The organism is Paraburkholderia sediminicola (assembly GCF_046027355.1).
Lineage (GTDB): Bacteria > Pseudomonadota > Gammaproteobacteria > Burkholderiales > Burkholderiaceae > Paraburkholderia > Paraburkholderia sediminicola_B.
Genome location: NZ_JAQQEK010000069.1, coordinates 1 through 15,443 on the forward strand (window position 1 = coordinate 1; position 15,443 = coordinate 15,443).

Sequence of the window (15,443 nt, forward strand, 5' to 3'; positions counted from 1 at the left end):
AAGCTCCATCACACGCGCTTCCAGCTCACGGATGCGTCGCTGGTCGCGCTGGATCTGCATGTCGCTGCGTGGTGGCTCAGCCTGCTGCGCACGCCACTGCGCCACCCAGCGCCGCAAAGCCGAGTCGCCTACGCCCAGCGCCTCGCAGGCCTTGGTGATTGAATAACCCTGCGCAACCACCAGTTGCACCGCCTCTGCCTTGAATTCGTCAGTCAGGTTCCGTCTGCCCATGTCTCTCACCTCAGTTGGAGAATTATCCCCTTTAGAGGTGTCCAGGACCATTGGACCACTACACACTTACTTTCTTTGCCGCCGCAAAGAAAGTAAGCAAAGAAAGCGGCTTCACACCGCCAGCCTATAAGCGGGCCCCCCGCGCAGCCACGGTTGTGGTGCATCTGGAATCTGTGTTCTCGCACATTCCGCCCTGGTGACAAGGCCGTCATTCTTCCGGCGGCGCTGCGCGCGCCGTGGCGGTCGTTCATCGAACGGCGGCTTCCGGTGCGCGTTTGAGCGCGACCGAAAATGTTATTCGGCTCGTTGGGATGCCCATTGTGTTCAACATCTTCGGTGCGTGGAACGCCTTGAGTTTCGCTCGTTGTTCCGGTGTGCCGATGTCTAGTAACGCAAGCAGTTCCGCGACCACCGCATACGGTATGCCGACGTTGCCGTCCTCGATCTTTACGGCGATGCCCAGCGCGCCGTGCGCGCCCGCCCTCCTCATCTGCTCGGATGCTCGTACACCTATCGCGTAGCTGCCGTCCGCGCCCACCTTGCCAACTAATGTGCCCTCGAAGGCTTGCATCAGCTGCGTGCAGAAACGGCCGTCGCCCGCTACCCATTCCGGATACGTTGTCATCGCGCGGTAGATTCGGGCGAACGCCGTCGTGCGCGATGTGATCGACTGTGCGTTCGACGATACGTCGTCCTCTGCGGAGGCTAGCTTCGCGAACAGGCGTGCGAGGCGGTCCAACGGAAACGCCGGCGTCGGTAGATTGCAGCCGTCTGTCGCCCATTGCACCCCGTCGTCGGGTAAATCGCAGACGTCCGCGACCGTGTGTTTTACACGCACTTGCAATGGATGGTCGGGTCGTTCATAACCCGCAATCGACGCCCCGATCGATTGCGCACCGGCCAGCATGCCGGCGTGTTTGCCGGAGCAGTTGCTGCATACGGCGCTCGGTTTGAAGTCGCGCTTGAGCCAGTCGATGTAGACGACGTCGGATAGCGGCGGATGGCCGCCGCAGCGCAAGTCGGCTTCGCTCGCGTGTGCCTTGGCCAGCATCTGTCGCGTGCGCTCGATGTGGCGCGCTTCGCTGCTGTGTGAGCCGCACATCAGTGCCAGGTCGGCTTCGTCGAAACCGAAACGCTCCAGCGCGCCGGTTTCCAACACCGCTAACGCTTGTGCAGGCTTCGCCGCGGAACGTGCCAGCGTCATGCGTGACGGATCGCCGAATGATGCCAACAGGCGGCCGCTCGCGTCGACCACCGCGACGTGCGCCAGATGCGTGTTCTCAATCGAATCGCCGCGATAGACAGTCGCCGCAATCGGTCCGGTTTCGCGCATGCTCATGCTGTTCTCCTCGTGATCGATCAAATCGCTGGGACTGCATTGAATCATGGATTACGCGGGCGATTCTACTTTCGTGTCGCGTGCGGTGGTTCTCATGCGATATCGAGCGTGCCGTGAAGATGCTCGACTAGGTAGTCGATCAATGCTCTCACCTTCGGCGGCAAGAAACGATTCGGTGGATACAGCAGCCACACCGAGCCGACGTAGGCGCTCGCTTCGAGATGCCAGTCCGGCAAGACCTCCAGGAGTTCGCCGCTCTGTAGTGATTCCGAGGCCGCGAATTCCGGTACGCAGGCGATGCCGAAGTCCTGCAGCGCGGCTTCGAGCCGCGCGCCGGCGTGATTGGCGATGTAGCGGCCCTTCACGTCGACGCTCTGTGTCTCCGTGCCGCGGCGAAAGCGCCAGCGATTGTCGTCGGCGGTTTCGCCGAGGTAGATGCACGCGTGCTTCTGCAGATCGCGCGGCTGCGCCGGTGTGCCACGCTCGCGCAAATACGCCGGCGACGCCACCAGCAACCAGCGCACCGCGCCCAAGCGACGCCCCGCGAGTCCCTGCGGCGGATGCTCGGTCAGGCGAATCACCAGATCGACATCGTCGGCGAGCGGGTCGACATCGTGGTCGGTGAAGAGGAGTTGCAGGTCGACTTCGTCGTAAGCATGCAGGAAGCCGGGAATGAGCGGGTGAATCACGGACTTCGCGAACTGGGTCGGCGCGCTCACACTCACCTTGCCTTGCGGTCTGCCAGCCAGTTGCCCGGCGGCGTCGACCGCGCCCGACGCGGCGCTCACCATGTCGCGACAGAATCGCGCCACCTGGGCACCCGATTCCGTCACCCGCACCGTGCGCGTGGAGCGCTCGAGCAAACGGGTCGCCAGGGCGTCTTCGAGACGCTTGATCTGACGGCTGACCGTGGACGGCGTGCTGCCGAGCTGCCGCGCCGCCACCGAGAAATTGCCCGCGTCGACGACGCGTGCGAAGACCGCCATGTCCGGTAGCAAGGCGAAAAGCTCGGTTGGGGTCATCGTTCTGGGTCCGTGAGTGGGGGCAGGCTATTAATGCATTTATGACATAAAGCCTGTGCGCCGAGACCCGATTATCACGCTAGACGCAAAGCTCGACAATACGGCCTCATTAGTTCGAGGTCCGTCATGTCGAAACAAGAACGCCTGCTCATGTTGTCCGATCTGATGCTGCTCGCCGTCGCCGTCGTGTGGGGCACCAGTTACGGCGTCGTCAAAAGCGCCTTGGTGTTTTATCCGGTGCTCGGTTTGCTCGCGCTGCGCTTCGGCATCACTTTCGTGATCCTGTCGCCTGCCCTGCGCCACCTGCGCGCCGCCGACGCCCGCACGCTGCGCGGCGTCGCCGGCGCACTGCTGCTCGGCATCTTCCTGTGCGAAACCTTCGGCATCCTGATGACGCGCGCGGCCAACGCCGCGTTTCTGATCAGCTTGTGCGTGGTGCTGACGCCGCTCGTCGAATGGTTGCTGCTCAAGCGCAAGCCGAGCCGCGTCGAATGGCTGGCGGTGGCGCTTTCGTTGCTCGGTGCATGGCTGCTCGCCGGCGACGGCGCGCTGAGCCTCAATCCCGGCGATGCGCTGATTCTGCTTGCCGCGCTGCTGCGCGCGTTGACGGTGTGTGTGACCAAACGCGTGATGCGCGATTCGGCCCTGCCGCCACTGTCGGTGACGGCAGTTCAGTCAGGCGTGGTGGCGTTCGGCAGCGCGGCGGCCGCCTGGCTGTTTGCGTCGCAACAGTGGCAGCCTTTGCCCTCGATTGCGGGACATGCGGCGTTCTGGGGCTATGTCGGCTATCTGGTTGTCGCTTGCACGCTGTTCGCGTTCTTCGCGCAGAACTTCGCGATCAAACGCAGCAGCCCGACACGCGTCTCGCTGCTGATGGGCAGCGAACCGGCATTCGGGGCATTGTTTGCCTGCATCTGGCTGAGTGAACGGATTTCGGTGACCGCGTGGGTCGGCGGCGCATTGATCGTCGCGGCATCGATTCTGGCGACCGTCCGATGGACCGCGCTGCGTGTGAGCGCCGCGCAGGCCTGAAGCAAAGTCGTGCGTCGATCAATGGCTCGGCGCCAGTTCGTCTTCGCGCGCCAGCGAGCGCGTGCGCCTGAGTTCTGGGAAGAAGCGCATCCATAGCAAGGCGACCGCGATGGTCGCTACGCCGCCCACCAGCACGGCCGGTCGCGCGCCCCACCACCCCGCCGTCACACCGGATTCGAATTCACCCAATTGATTCGACGTCCCGATGAAAAGCGAATTGACCGCACTGACGCGCCCCAGCATTTCGTCCGGCGTGCGCAGTTGCACGAGCGACAGACGCACGACCACGCTGATGGTGTCCGACGCGCCGAGCACCATGAGCGCGACGAGCGACACGAGAAATTGATGCGACAGACCGAACACGACCGTGGCCGCGCCGAACGCGATCACGCCGCCGAACATCGCCGCACCGGGCCGGTTGCGCAGCGGGAAATGCGCGAGCCAGATGGTGCCCGCGAGCGCGCCGATGGCTGTGCCCGAACGCAACAGCCCGAGACCGAGCGGCCCCGTGTGCAGGAAATCGCGCGCGAAGACCGGCAATAGCGCAGTCGTGCCGCCGAACAGCACGGCAAACAGATCGAGCGACAACGCGCCGAGAATCACCGGCTCCTTGCGAATGAAGGCAATGCCCGAGAACACCGATTCAAGCGTGACGGGCGCGCGGCTCGCCGGCTTCGTCTGTAGCGAGATGCCCCAGACGGCTGTGGCCGCCGCCGCGAACGACAGCGTGCAGGCGAGATAGGCCGCGCCGGGGCCGATGCCGTAGAGCAGACCGCCCAGCGCCGGGCCCGCGATCTGCGCGGTCTGATTCGCGGATGTGGCCCATGCCGTCGCTTTGGGCAACTGCCCGCGCGGCACGACGCCCGGCAACAGCGAAGCCACCGCGGGCGATTCGAAGGCGCGCGCCGCGCCGACACATGCGGCCAGCACATAGATCACGGGCGCGCTGATCCATCCGCCAAAGGTGCCGAAAGCGAATAACAATGCAGCGACGCTTTCGAGGCTTTGGCAGATGGCCGCGATGCGGCGGCGGTCGTAACGGTCAGCGACGTGGCCGACGACGAGCGTCAGCACGAACATCGGCAGAAATTGCGCGAGGCCCACGAGGCCGAGTGCGAAGGCGCTATGCGTGAGCGCGTAGATGTGCCAGCCCATTGCCACGGCGAGCATCTGGAACGACAGTGACGAGAGGATGCGGGTGCACCAGAAACGTTGAAATGCGGGGTGTTTCGGCAAACTAACGGATGAGGAACCAGGTGGCTCGGCGGGCGCTGGAGGCATGGAGTTCTTGCTCTTGACTAGGGGGCTTGGGCGGCCGCTAGTTTAGAGCAAGACGATTTGTTTTGGTTTACGGCCTCGCGCGGCCGGTCTCGCTGCCATACATAAAGGAGCGTCCCGCCTTCACGCCAGCACCGCTGGACGCGCCCGGGTGAATCGGGATTCGACGAGCAGATAAGAAAGACTGCCGAGCACCGCTGTCATCACGACGCCGGCCAATACCGCGACAAGATAGGCAAGCCTGATGTCCGTGAAGTAGCGTTGCGCCACCAGCACGATGGTGGGATAAAACGGCACGTGCCAGATGTACAGGCTATAGCTTGCGCGCCCTATTGCGGCAAGCGGCTTGAATTCCAGCGCACGCACGATCACCGAGCGCGGCGAGGAATGAATGACCCGGTAAATCATCAACGCGACGGACACAGCTAACAGCGTATATCCGAACGTCTGAAGCCACGCCAAGGTCTTGAACGGGACATCCGCACATGCCAACGCAATCCAGATCGCCATGAAAATCACCACGCCGAGCACGCCCGCCGCTGCAGACTGCCGGGAACGAAGGTGGGAACGCACCAGTGCCAGCAGACAACCTACCGCAATCGAGTCGATCCGGCAAAGCGTGAAGGTATAGATGCCGTTGTCGGAAATCCCGGCAAAATGGCACACCACCCTGAACGCTATCGCCACCAGCACCAGCGCCACGGCCGGGCGAAAGTACGAATGGAAACGGGCAACGAGAATCGGGAAGACGATATAGAAATGCCATTCCACAGCCAGCGTCCAGAAATGCGCCATGGTGAAATGTTGATCGGCCAGCGCGACCCGGTCGCCGAACAGCGAGTGCAGACTGGCCGTGAATGTCCATAGCAAATACTCGTTTCTCAACACCTTGCTATGCGGTTCGATGAGCAGCGCGACAAGTGTGAATATCAGCAGGCTCGCGACGTAGGCCGGCAGCAACCGGATTGCACGGCGCCGAATGAACTTTGAATATGACGCGATTGAATTGACGGGCCGCTTCAATAACGTTGTGGTGATGAGAAAGCCCGAGATCACGAAAAACACGTCCACGCCTATCCAGCCGGTCGACGCAATACGCACGATGCCGGACCATGCGCCACCCAGCCCGGAGAGGCGGCTGGAAAAATAGCTCGTGTAATGAAACAGGACGACCAGCATCATCGAAATGGCACGGAGTCCATCGAGGCCGGTTACGTAGCGCAAAGAACTTGCGTCGCGGATGCTATGTGTCTCCATCCGCGCATTTTACAGATTACAGAATATTCGCGGCTGCAATATTCGGAAACGAGCGTAGTCGGGTCGAAATAGAGCCAGACGGGCAAGCGCTGCAAGCGCACGGAGCTGAAGCGCTGTTCCTCTGCGTCGCGCTACGACAGCAGACGTCCCACGCGCCGCACCACACGATGCAGCCGCGAAGGCACGGCGCGAATCTGAAGCAATGGCGCAGGCAGGTCCAGCGGCGGCGGCAATGGTGCGGCGGCCGCTTCCATGCGTGCCCAACTGGCGGAAGCGAATTCGACGTCGGCGCACTGCTGCATGTGAACCAGAAACTCGAGTTCGTTTCTTGCGGTGTCGAAGAAGTTCGCGCACGACATGCTCAGCAGTCCGTTTTCGACGAGCAGCCGGCAAATCCTCGCAAACGTGGCTGGCGTGAACACCCAGACGTGCACGTCATGATAATTGCCGTTGGCAAACGCATCCTGGGCAGCGGCCATGCCGTCCGCGAACGTATGCGCCGGCCGTCCACCGGACGGAAGGCCGGCCCAGATCGCGCCTGCATTCACGTCGTAGCGCACGTTCACGACATGGTCGATGATGGCCTGCGGCTGAGGAATGCGCGCCCGTACGATATGAGCGCTCAGCACGTCGCTGATGCGCGACTCCTCCCGCATCATATCGAAGGTAAAGCGCTTGTCGGGCACCGCGAGACGCAGTTGGCCGTCCGGTTTGAGTATCGCGCCGATCTCGGCAAACCAGCCGACCAGATCGGGCACATGCTCGACCACATGGGATGCAATCACGTAATCGACCGATTTACCACCCAGCGCTTCGGAGAGCGATTGCTTGCCCCAAACGGCATCGACATCGACGAGCGCGCCGATATCGACATTCGGATCATGTTTGTATTTTTCGCGCAGAGCTTCTGTGGTGGCGTGGTCGATGTAATAGACCGTACCGTCCGATCGTGTCACCACCGGTCGGCAGAGTGCGCCGATTTCCGCACCAATTGCAGTAGACAGATTCAGTCCAGATAGCAGCTTGACCTTACGATCCATTCCGCGACCTCCTGGGTGGTTCCGCGGAAGTCTACCGCATCGAAGGTCCGTTGGATTGTGCGTTGCGCTATTGGGTTCAACGAGCGGGTGCGGCGCGAAGAGCCCAGTTCGACGCCCGATCGGCGAGCCAAAACAAAAAGCCGTTGAATCCTTGCAGATTCAACGGCTTATCTATTGGTTCCTGGCGGAGAGACGGGGATTCGAACCCCGGATAGGTTATTAACCTATACACGCTTTCCAGGCGTGCGACTTAAACCGCTCATCCATCTCTCCGGCGGGGAGCCGAATTATAGCAAACTTCGCGCCCCGCGCCAGACCCACGCGCAAACCGGCCTAAGGATGCCGGATATAGTCCACCAACGCCCGCGTGTAAGCGTCCGGTTTTCGGTCGACCAGGCTCACGCCGATCGCCACCAGAAACCCCGCCGGCACGCCGAATACGCCGGAGCTGATCGGCTCGATCCCGAACCATCGCGCCCCGGCGAAGCCCGTCATCTGCGTGAAGAATGGGTATGTGGAGACGATGTAATAGATGCACACCACCAGCCCCGCCACCATGCCCGCCACCGCCCCGAGCCGCGTGGTGCGCTTCCAGAACACGCCCAGGACCAGCACCGGAAACAGGCTCGACGCCGCCAGCGAAAACGCCGCGCCCACCAGAAACAGAATGTTCCCCGTATTCAGCGACGCCACATACGACGCAAACAGCGCCACCCCCAGCAACAGAATCTTCGAGATCGTCACGCGCCGCTGGCTCGACGCGTTCGGGTCGACCATGTGGTAGTACACATCGTGCGACAAGGCATTGGCGATGGTGAGCAGCAAACCGTCCGCGGTGGAGAGCGCCGCGGCCAGCGCGCCCGCCGCGATCAGGCCCGACATCACATACGGCAGCCCCGCGATCTCCGGCGCGGCGAGCACGACCATGTCGGGCTGCATCTGGATCTCGCTCCAACGCACGATGCCGTCGCCGTTCGTATCGGCGAGACTGATCAGACTCGGCTCCACCTTGCGCCATTGCATGAGCCACTGCGGCAAGTCGGCGAAGTGATGGCCGACCAGGTTGGTCAATATCTCGTACTTGATCAGCACCGCCAGCACCGGCACCGTCAGATAGAACAGCGCGACGAAAAAGAGCGTCCATCCGACGGAGCGTCGTGCGGAGGCCACCGAGGTGGTCGTGTTATAGCGCGTCAGGATATGCGGCAGACTCGCCGTGCCGAGCGACAGGCACAGCAGCAGCGAAAGAAAATTACGTTCGTGGGTACGCCGGTCTTCATCGGTCGTGGCGGGGAACGGCTCATGCATCGGCACCGGTGCGGCGGCGCGCATCAGCATTTCATCGCGTCGCTGGGTCCAGACGATCTGCGCGGCGGCAGCATCGCGTGGAAACTGTTCGAGCGCCCGCTCGCGCTCGTTGATCTCGCGCAGCGGGCCGTTATGGCGGCGTAGATCGGCGACTTCCTGCGTGAGACGCAACTTCTCGTCGACGAACGATTGCGGCAACGTGTCGAGCCGCATCTGCATCAACGCGGCACGGCGTCGATAATCGTCGCGCACGGTCTGCTCGAGCGGCGCGTCGCGCACCTGCTTCTCGAGGCCTTCGACACGCTCCATCAAGCGGCCGTAGTTGAATTGCGGCACCCAGCCGAGGCCGTCCTTGTGCGCGATCATCGACACGGGAATCAGAATCGCCGCGATCAGGATGATGTACTGCGCGACCTGCGTCCACGTTACGGCGCGCATGCCGCCGAGAAACGAGCACACCAGAATGCCCGCGAGTCCGCAGAAAATGCCGACGGCGAAATCCACGCCGATAAAACGCGTCGCAATCAACCCGACACCCTGGATCTGCGCGACCAGATAAACGAACGAGCACAGGACCGCCGCCAGCGCCGCGAGGCCGCGCACGGCGTTGCTCGAAAAACGCGTGCCGAGAAAATCGGGAATCGTGTAGCGCGCGAGCTTGCGCACATACGGCGCGAGCAGGAACGCGACGAGGCAATAGCCGCCGGTCCAGCCCATCAGATACGCGAGACCGTCATATCCGGTCGCATAGATCGACCCGGCGAGGCCGATGAACGAGGCCGCCGAAAGCCAGTCGGCCGCCGTCGCCATGCCGTTGAAGGCAGACGGCACCCGCCGCCCCGCCACATAGTATTCGACCAGATCGGAAGTCCGCGACAGCAGGCCGATCACCGCATACACCGCGATCGGCACGAACAGGAACACATAGCCGATCCACACACCAGGACCGGTCGTTCGCTCGATGCGCCACATCACGTAGATGAAGAGCAGAAAGCCGAGTGTGTAAAGGGCGTAGGAACGGATCAGCCGGTTCGTGAGCTTCATCGGCTCAGTTTCCGCGCGCGGTAAGCGTGTCGGCACCGGCGCTGGCGTCCGCTTCCAAAGCGCGTTGCAGCCGGCGGTCAGCGCGCTGCATCAGCACGATATACACGAAGATGAGTGCCAGATAGATCAGGATCGCACCCTGCGCGCCGAAATAGAACGGCAACCTGAAGCCGCCGACCCGCATCTGCGCCAGGGCGGGCGCCATCAACGGCAAGACGAACGACACGATGAAGCCGAGAGTCATCAACGTCGCAATCAACGCGAGGTTGAAACGCCAGTACTTTTGATGCGCGCGCGCCATCGTTGCCGAGACCGCGGGCGGTTCGGGCGGCGGATTGAGCGTAGCGTGAGAGGAGTGGTGCGGCGCGGCCATGCGCCTATGTATCAAAAAGCCACCGGACAGGCAATCGGGATTGACCGCGCGGTGGCTTCAACAACGCGACTTCTGTAGCGAAGATCCGCGTCGGAGCAAGAGCGTGTCGTTCGACACCCTCTTGCCGTTCACACGGACAAACCCAGGCTCACAGCGACTCGCCGAGCTGATCGAGAATCGCAGGGTTCTCCAGCGTCGACACGTCCTGCGTGATTTCCTCGCCCTTCGCGAGCGAGCGCAACAGGCGGCGCATGATCTTGCCCGAACGCGTCTTCGGCAGGTTCTCACCGAAGCGGATGTCCTTCGGCTTGGCGATCGGACCGATCTCCTTGCCGACCCAGTTGCGCAGTTCGTTGGCGAGCTTCACCGCTTCCTCGCCTTCCGGACGCGCGCGCTTCAGCACGACGAACGCGCATACGGCTTCGCCGGTCGTCGCATCGGGGCGTCCCACCACCGCGGCTTCCGCGACGAGCGGGTTCGACACCAGCGCCGACTCGATCTCCATCGTGCCGAGCCGGTGACCCGACACGTTGAGCACGTCGTCGATACGGCCCATGATCGTGAAGTAGCCAGTGTCCTTGTCTCGCACCGCACCGTCGCCGGCGAGATACAGCTTGCCGCCGAGTTCCTCGGGGAAGTAGCTCTTCTTGTAGCGGTCCGGATCGCCCCACACGTTGCGCAGCATCGAGGGCCACGGACGCTTCACCACCAGAATGCCGCCCTGCCCATTCGGCACGTCCTGGCCGGTTTCGTCGACGACCGCGGCCATGATGCCCGGCAGCGGCAATGTGCACGAACCCGGCACCAAAGGCGTCGCGCCCGGCAGCGGTGTGATCATGTGGCCGCCGGTTTCGGTTTGCCACCACGTATCGACGATCGGACAACGGCTGCCGCCGACGTTCTCGTAATACCAGACCCACGCTTCCGGATTAATCGGCTCGCCGACCGTGCCGATGATGCGCAGCGTGGACAGGTCGTAGCTCTTCGGATGCACTTTCTCGTCGGCGTCCGCGGCCTTGATCAGCGAGCGGATCGCGGTCGGCGCGGTATAGAACAGCGAGACCTTGTGCTTGGCGATCATGTCCCAGAAGCGGCCGGCGTTCGGATAGGTCGGCACGCCCTCGAACACGACCTGCGTGCCGCCGAGCGTCAACGGACCATACGTGATGTAACTATGGCCGGTGATCCAGCCGATGTCTGCGGTACACCAGAATACGTCGGAGGGCTTCCAGTCGAAGGTCCATTTCAGGGTCTGCGCGGCCCACAGCAGATAGCCGCCGGTGCTGTGCTGGACGCCCTTCGGCTTACCGGTCGAACCGGATGTGTAAAGGATGAACAAAGGATGCTCGGCGCCAACCCATTCGGGCGCGCATTGATCCGATTCGGCTTGCGTGAGCTCGTGCATCCACAGATCGCGGCCTTCGTTCCATGCGACCTTGCCGCCAGTGCGCTGATAGACGATCACGCTCGTGACTGCTTCGCAACCGCCCATCGCCAGCGCTTCGTCGGCGATGTTCTTCAGCGGCAATGCCTTGCCGCCGCGCATCTGTTCGTCGGAGGTGACGAGCGCGACCGCGCCCACGTCCACCAGCCGCTCATTGAGCGACTTCGACGAGAAGCCGCCGAACACCACCGAGTGCGTCGCGCCGATCCGCGCGCAAGCCTGCATCGCGACGATGCCTTCGATCGACATCGGCATATAGATCACCACGCGGTCGCCCTTCTTCACGCCGCGCTTCTTCAGCGCGTTCGCAAAGCGCGACACACGTTGCAGCAGATCCTGATAGGTGACGTTGGTGACGGTGCCGTCGTCGGCTTCGAAGATGATCGCGACGCGCTCGCCGTTGCCGGCTTCGACGTGACGGTCGATGCTGTTATACGAGGCGTTGATCTGGCCGTCTTCGAACCAGGTGTAGAACGGCGCGTTCGATTCGTCGAGCACCTTGGTGAAGGGCGTGTTCCAGCTTAGCGTCTCGCGAGCGAGGCGCCCCCAGAAACCTTCGTAATCGCGTTCCGCTTCGGCGGCGAGCGCCCGGTACGCGTCCATGCCGGAGATCGCTGCACCTGCCACTGCTTCAGCGGAGGGCGGGAAAACACGGCGTTCGTGAAGAACCGATTCAATCGCAGACATCGACAACCCCTTGGTGAAGATGAAACGTAAAACCTGTGCCGGCCGCGCCCGTGGCGCGCCGTATCGTATGGCGCCTGAAAGTTGCGCGGGTGTCTCCAACCCTCGACAACATGATCGCCCCTGCCGCACCGCACCCTATGCGCGACTGCTCGCCGACTTTCAAACACGATAAAGGCCGCAACTTACCTGCTACTTACGCGCAGCGGTACGGTGGCCGAGATGCGCTCTGGCCCGCTGCTTCTAGGTGTCAATGTTAACCGATGCAATCCGGCTGTGTCATGGCTGCATGCCTACGGCGGGATCCAGGCGTCGCTATGGCGAGGAAAATACCCAGGGTTAATCCCTGGTGGGTCGTTGTTTTCCGTAGCGATCTGCGAGCGTCAGGCCGCCGACCCGCCGGGCGACATGACGCCGCTCGATTGAAATCCCGGTCACCTTCACGGGTTCGCGGCGATACGGGTGCCCGTGGCGCGACGTGGCTGCAACCGGACAACCGCGCGCCTCTCCTTGGGCACAGGGTCGGCAAAGCCGTTCGCGCATCTCCATTTAACTTAGGATCGGCAAATAAAACCCACACGCATGGCCAGCCGGACTTCTTATGCATCACGCCGTGTAGTGATTGGGATCGGCCAGATACGTGCTGCCCGTTTTATCGCCGCGATACGCCTGAAGATCGAATTTAACTTTCTGTTTGTCGGGGTCCAGCATATTCCCCACCATGACAAGATTCTTTTTGCCGTGACCTGTCGTCACGCCTTCGTTCAACATCGGAAGGCGGAAGACTCCGTCCTTGTCTTTGCCGAAGAACTGATAGCTCACCGAGCCGGATTCTTTCGAATAGGTGATTGCGATCGATCGGTCAAATACACGCATCGGCTGTCCTGTCGATGGCCAGCCGAACATTTGCGGCGCATGCGACACGATCGTTACCGAGTCCGTGCCCGCGGCCTGGGCAAGCGCTTTCAGGTAAGGTGTCGCGGTCGTGGCGAGACTCTGTCCACGCTGTTGCATCGCTTGTCCATAGTAGTCGAGCACGGCCGGATCGCCCCTGGCTCCGGAACCGATGTCGCCCATAGGAGCGGCGCCAGGCTTGTTCCCTTGCGATAACTCGAAGGTCTCGATGGCCGGTCGCATGGCGGGTGTATAGAACGAAGAAAACCAGTTCACAATCGGCGTCGCATTGAGCGCAGCGTTCTGATACTCAATGTGAAGCGCGTCTGCTTCGGCATTGAGTCCCTGCGCGCGCAATTCATTGACCTGATGCCGAAGCGCCTCCGCGTGGTAGATCTCGGAGAAGTTCGGAAATAACAACGTTGCGAGCGCCGCCGGCGGAAATGCGAACGACGCAGCCGTCGCGACGAGGCCGCCGATGAGTTGCACGGAGTCGTTGCCTACGTTCCATTTTGCCTGCTCGCTTCCCGGGTTCTGAATCAGCTCTTTGATATCTGAGGACAATTGCCCGACAGACGGCGCAAGTCCGATCGCGGTACCGAGCAGCGACAGCGCCTTCGACGACAGGGCGAGCATCTTATTGCCGTTGATGTTGGCTACGCTGATCACGTCGCCACTCGTGCTCAGCGAATCGGCCGTCACTGACAACCGGTTCAGCGTGCTTGAATTGTTATTCACGTTCGCCGAGCTCGACCCCAGCGCCAGTATGTCGATTGGCAACCAGTGTCCATTGGCTTTTACGCTAGCCGGCAGGCCCCTGCCTCTGTTTCCGGGACCCACGAAGCCGGCAGGCAGGGGCGTGGTTTGTGCGGACCGCGATCGGCATGGCGGCGACACCTGGATATCGCGGTCACGATTGATGAGTACCGTCTGACTGCCGTGATGGTCCGTCATCGGCCGGGAAGTTTGCGCGGTGCGGTGTCGAATCTCGACATTCCCTTGAGATTCGTGATCGAGCTGCGGCCAGCCGGCTTGAGATCCGGCATCATGCCCATGTCTTCGTTGCTGAACGCCCGGGTGCGTTGGGTGCCCTGCGCCAGCTGAGGCCTCCGGTTTCTGCGGCACCGACCGGCTTTGGTTCAGTGGCACGGTCTGCACGTCGGCGTGGTGCTTCATCGTCGCCGCCTGAGTGCCTGCCGTGGTTTTGAAAGGAGCCGCCTGAGTCGCTGTACTGATCGTCGACCTATCCGCTGTCTGCACGGAGCGGTCATGATGATGGAGGCTCGTTTGGGTTTCGTTATGGTCTGTCCGCGCTTTTGCCTGAACAGACTTATCCAGTTGACTCGGCGAGCCAGTTTGCACATTCTGATGCTTCACGCGGACGCGTGTCTGATTACCACCATCGAAGACATGCGGCGTCGCCTGGGTGCCCTCGCTCGTCGTTCCCCGCGAATGCGTCTGGATCTCGGCATCGTGCGCGTATTGCCGTGTCTGGGTTTCTCCATCGGCAACATGCTTATCCGTTTGAGTACCGGCGTGATTGTCTGGCGGCAAATTCGTTCCCTCGCCCGTTTTCTCTGTATTGCCCGTGTGGGTCGGCTGTTTTTCCGTGTGATCCGAATCCGTCTGGGTGGGATGACTCTGCGTGAAAGTCTGCGTCTGCACCGCCCTGCTGGCGCCGAAGGCTTCCGTTTGAGTCCGGGTATCACGACTCCTTGCCGGTATACCGGTCTGCGTGCCGTGCGACTGATGCAACGGACTTTTCGTTTGTGTTTGCGCATCACCCGTTCTGTGTGCGGTGGTTTGAGACTGCTTTGATACTGAAGTCGGTCGGAAATGGACAAGCATGATCGCTTCGTGCGGATCGTGCCCGGAAAGAAGCGAGAACGTTCCCTGCCGCAACGGGCCATGCAGATAATTACGCACTGTTGCCTGCTTATCCTCGACCTTCGAGAAATCGATCGCGTAACCGACCGCATTGCCCAGCGACTTGCCCGCTTGCAATGCGGTCAACGTCGTATTCTGCCCGCCGTAGGCGTCCAGCGCCTTACCGAAAAAACTGAAGAACCTGCCCAGATTCGACGCCATGCCATTGCCCGCATGCCCCATGCGGTTTGCCGAGATCAACCGGGATGAAAAGGAACCTGTTCCCGGTAGAGGCGGCCTGTTGTGCAGCGTGCGCCAGCTCGACAGCAGAAGGCCAGCCTTGAAGTTCAGGCTATTGGAGAACGGTGTCGATACGGAAGGAGAGACCGGGTCGTGAGGCTCAGGATGATGGATAGCCGGGGACAGTGGCGCGACATCTTTCGCGGCGTTCTTGTCGGGTTGCGTGGAATAGCTACCGACATATTCGTTGTCGTGGACGGTACTGCTCGATGTGGACGTCGTCATCTTGATGACCTCTTAAAGGAGCGATGCGAGCAATCATTAAGTCACGCCCGGTCAGGGCGATGTGGTATCGCTGTAGTTCACCGAGGGAGAATGGAAATAGATCGCC

General features: G+C 61.8%; 11 protein-coding genes and 1 tRNA gene. 1 reads left to right on the forward strand and 11 read right to left on the reverse strand.

Going from position 1 to position 15,443, the window contains the following annotated elements; all coding sequences use genetic code 11:
- From PQR42_RS44645 to PQR42_RS44655, 3 genes are all read right to left on the reverse strand, one after another.
- On the reverse strand, positions 1-231 hold a 231-nt coding region (locus PQR42_RS44645), incomplete at its 3' end, for a transposase (RefSeq protein WP_408495954.1).
- Between the two features lie 247 nt (positions 232-478).
- Positions 479-1,570, reverse strand: a complete 1,092-nt coding sequence (locus tag PQR42_RS44650) for an asparaginase (protein WP_408393355.1) — start codon at positions 1,568-1,570, stop codon at positions 479-481.
- Positions 1,571-1,662: 92 nt separating this feature from the next.
- Positions 1,663-2,592, reverse strand: coding sequence for a LysR family transcriptional regulator (locus tag PQR42_RS44655; RefSeq protein ID WP_408393358.1), 930 nt, complete (start codon positions 2,590-2,592; stop codon positions 1,663-1,665).
- 126 nt (positions 2,593-2,718) lie between these two features.
- Here PQR42_RS44655 and PQR42_RS44660 point away from each other — a divergent pair, with 126 nt between their 5' ends.
- A complete protein-coding gene (locus PQR42_RS44660; RefSeq protein WP_408495957.1) occupies positions 2,719-3,624 on the forward strand; it encodes a DMT family transporter in 906 nt (301 codons plus the stop codon).
- Positions 3,625-3,642: 18 nt separating this feature from the next.
- Here the strand turns inward: PQR42_RS44660 and PQR42_RS44665 are convergent, their stop codons facing one another.
- The 8 genes from PQR42_RS44665 to PQR42_RS44700 form a co-directional block, all read right to left on the reverse strand.
- Positions 3,643-4,905, reverse strand: a complete 1,263-nt coding sequence (locus PQR42_RS44665; protein WP_408393363.1) for an MFS transporter — start codon at positions 4,903-4,905, stop codon at positions 3,643-3,645.
- Between the two features lie 120 nt (positions 4,906-5,025).
- Positions 5,026-6,159 (reverse strand): acyltransferase family protein, encoded by a 1,134-nt coding sequence (locus tag PQR42_RS44670; protein ID WP_408393365.1) that lies wholly within the window; start codon positions 6,157-6,159, stop codon positions 5,026-5,028.
- 131 nt (positions 6,160-6,290) lie between these two features.
- Entirely contained in the window at positions 6,291-7,199 is a 909-nt protein-coding gene (locus tag PQR42_RS44675; protein ID WP_408393367.1) for a methyltransferase domain-containing protein, read from the reverse strand.
- A 182-nt stretch (positions 7,200-7,381) separates the two neighbouring features.
- Positions 7,382-7,472: transfer RNA gene (locus PQR42_RS44680), tRNA-Ser, on the reverse strand.
- 60 nt (positions 7,473-7,532) lie between these two features.
- Positions 7,533-9,551, reverse strand: a complete 2,019-nt coding sequence (locus PQR42_RS44685; protein WP_408393370.1) for a sodium:solute symporter family protein — start codon at positions 9,549-9,551, stop codon at positions 7,533-7,535.
- 4 nt (positions 9,552-9,555) lie between these two features.
- Positions 9,556-9,924: a DUF4212 domain-containing protein gene (locus tag PQR42_RS44690; RefSeq protein WP_408221252.1), complete on the reverse strand. Its 369-nt coding sequence runs from the start codon at positions 9,922-9,924 to the stop codon at positions 9,556-9,558.
- Between the two features lie 148 nt (positions 9,925-10,072).
- Positions 10,073-12,055, reverse strand: coding sequence for an acetate--CoA ligase (gene acs, locus PQR42_RS44695; protein ID WP_408221250.1), 1,983 nt, complete (start codon positions 12,053-12,055; stop codon positions 10,073-10,075).
- 603 nt (positions 12,056-12,658) lie between these two features.
- On the reverse strand, positions 12,659-15,337 hold the full coding sequence (locus PQR42_RS44700; protein ID WP_408393373.1) for a hypothetical protein: 2,679 nt from the start codon (positions 15,335-15,337) through the stop codon (positions 12,659-12,661).
- Positions 15,338-15,443: the final 106 nt, after the last annotated feature.

What these genes read in the sequence shown, in the direction of transcription:
- PQR42_RS44650 (WP_408393355.1), bottom strand. Translation starts at nt 1,570, where the DNA reads ATGAGCATGCGCGAAACCGGACCGATTGCGGCGACTGTCTATCGCGGC.
- PQR42_RS44655 (WP_408393358.1), bottom strand. Translation starts at nt 2,592, where the DNA reads ATGACCCCAACCGAGCTTTTCGCCTTGCTACCGGACATGGCGGTCTTC.
- PQR42_RS44660 (WP_408495957.1), top strand. Translation starts at nt 2,719, where the DNA reads ATGTCGAAACAAGAACGCCTGCTCATGTTGTCCGATCTGATGCTGCTC.
- PQR42_RS44665 (WP_408393363.1), bottom strand. Translation starts at nt 4,905, where the DNA reads ATGCCTCCAGCGCCCGCCGAGCCACCTGGTTCCTCATCCGTTAGTTTG.
- PQR42_RS44670 (WP_408393365.1), bottom strand. Translation starts at nt 6,159, where the DNA reads ATGGAGACACATAGCATCCGCGACGCAAGTTCTTTGCGCTACGTAACC.
- PQR42_RS44675 (WP_408393367.1), bottom strand. Translation starts at nt 7,199, where the DNA reads ATGGATCGTAAGGTCAAGCTGCTATCTGGACTGAATCTGTCTACTGCA.
- PQR42_RS44685 (WP_408393370.1), bottom strand. Translation starts at nt 9,551, where the DNA reads ATGAAGCTCACGAACCGGCTGATCCGTTCCTACGCCCTTTACACACTC.
- PQR42_RS44690 (WP_408221252.1), bottom strand. Translation starts at nt 9,924, where the DNA reads ATGGCCGCGCCGCACCACTCCTCTCACGCTACGCTCAATCCGCCGCCC.
- acs (WP_408221250.1), bottom strand. Translation starts at nt 12,055, where the DNA reads ATGTCTGCGATTGAATCGGTTCTTCACGAACGCCGTGTTTTCCCGCCC.
- PQR42_RS44700 (WP_408393373.1), bottom strand. Translation starts at nt 15,337, where the DNA reads ATGACGACGTCCACATCGAGCAGTACCGTCCACGACAACGAATATGTC.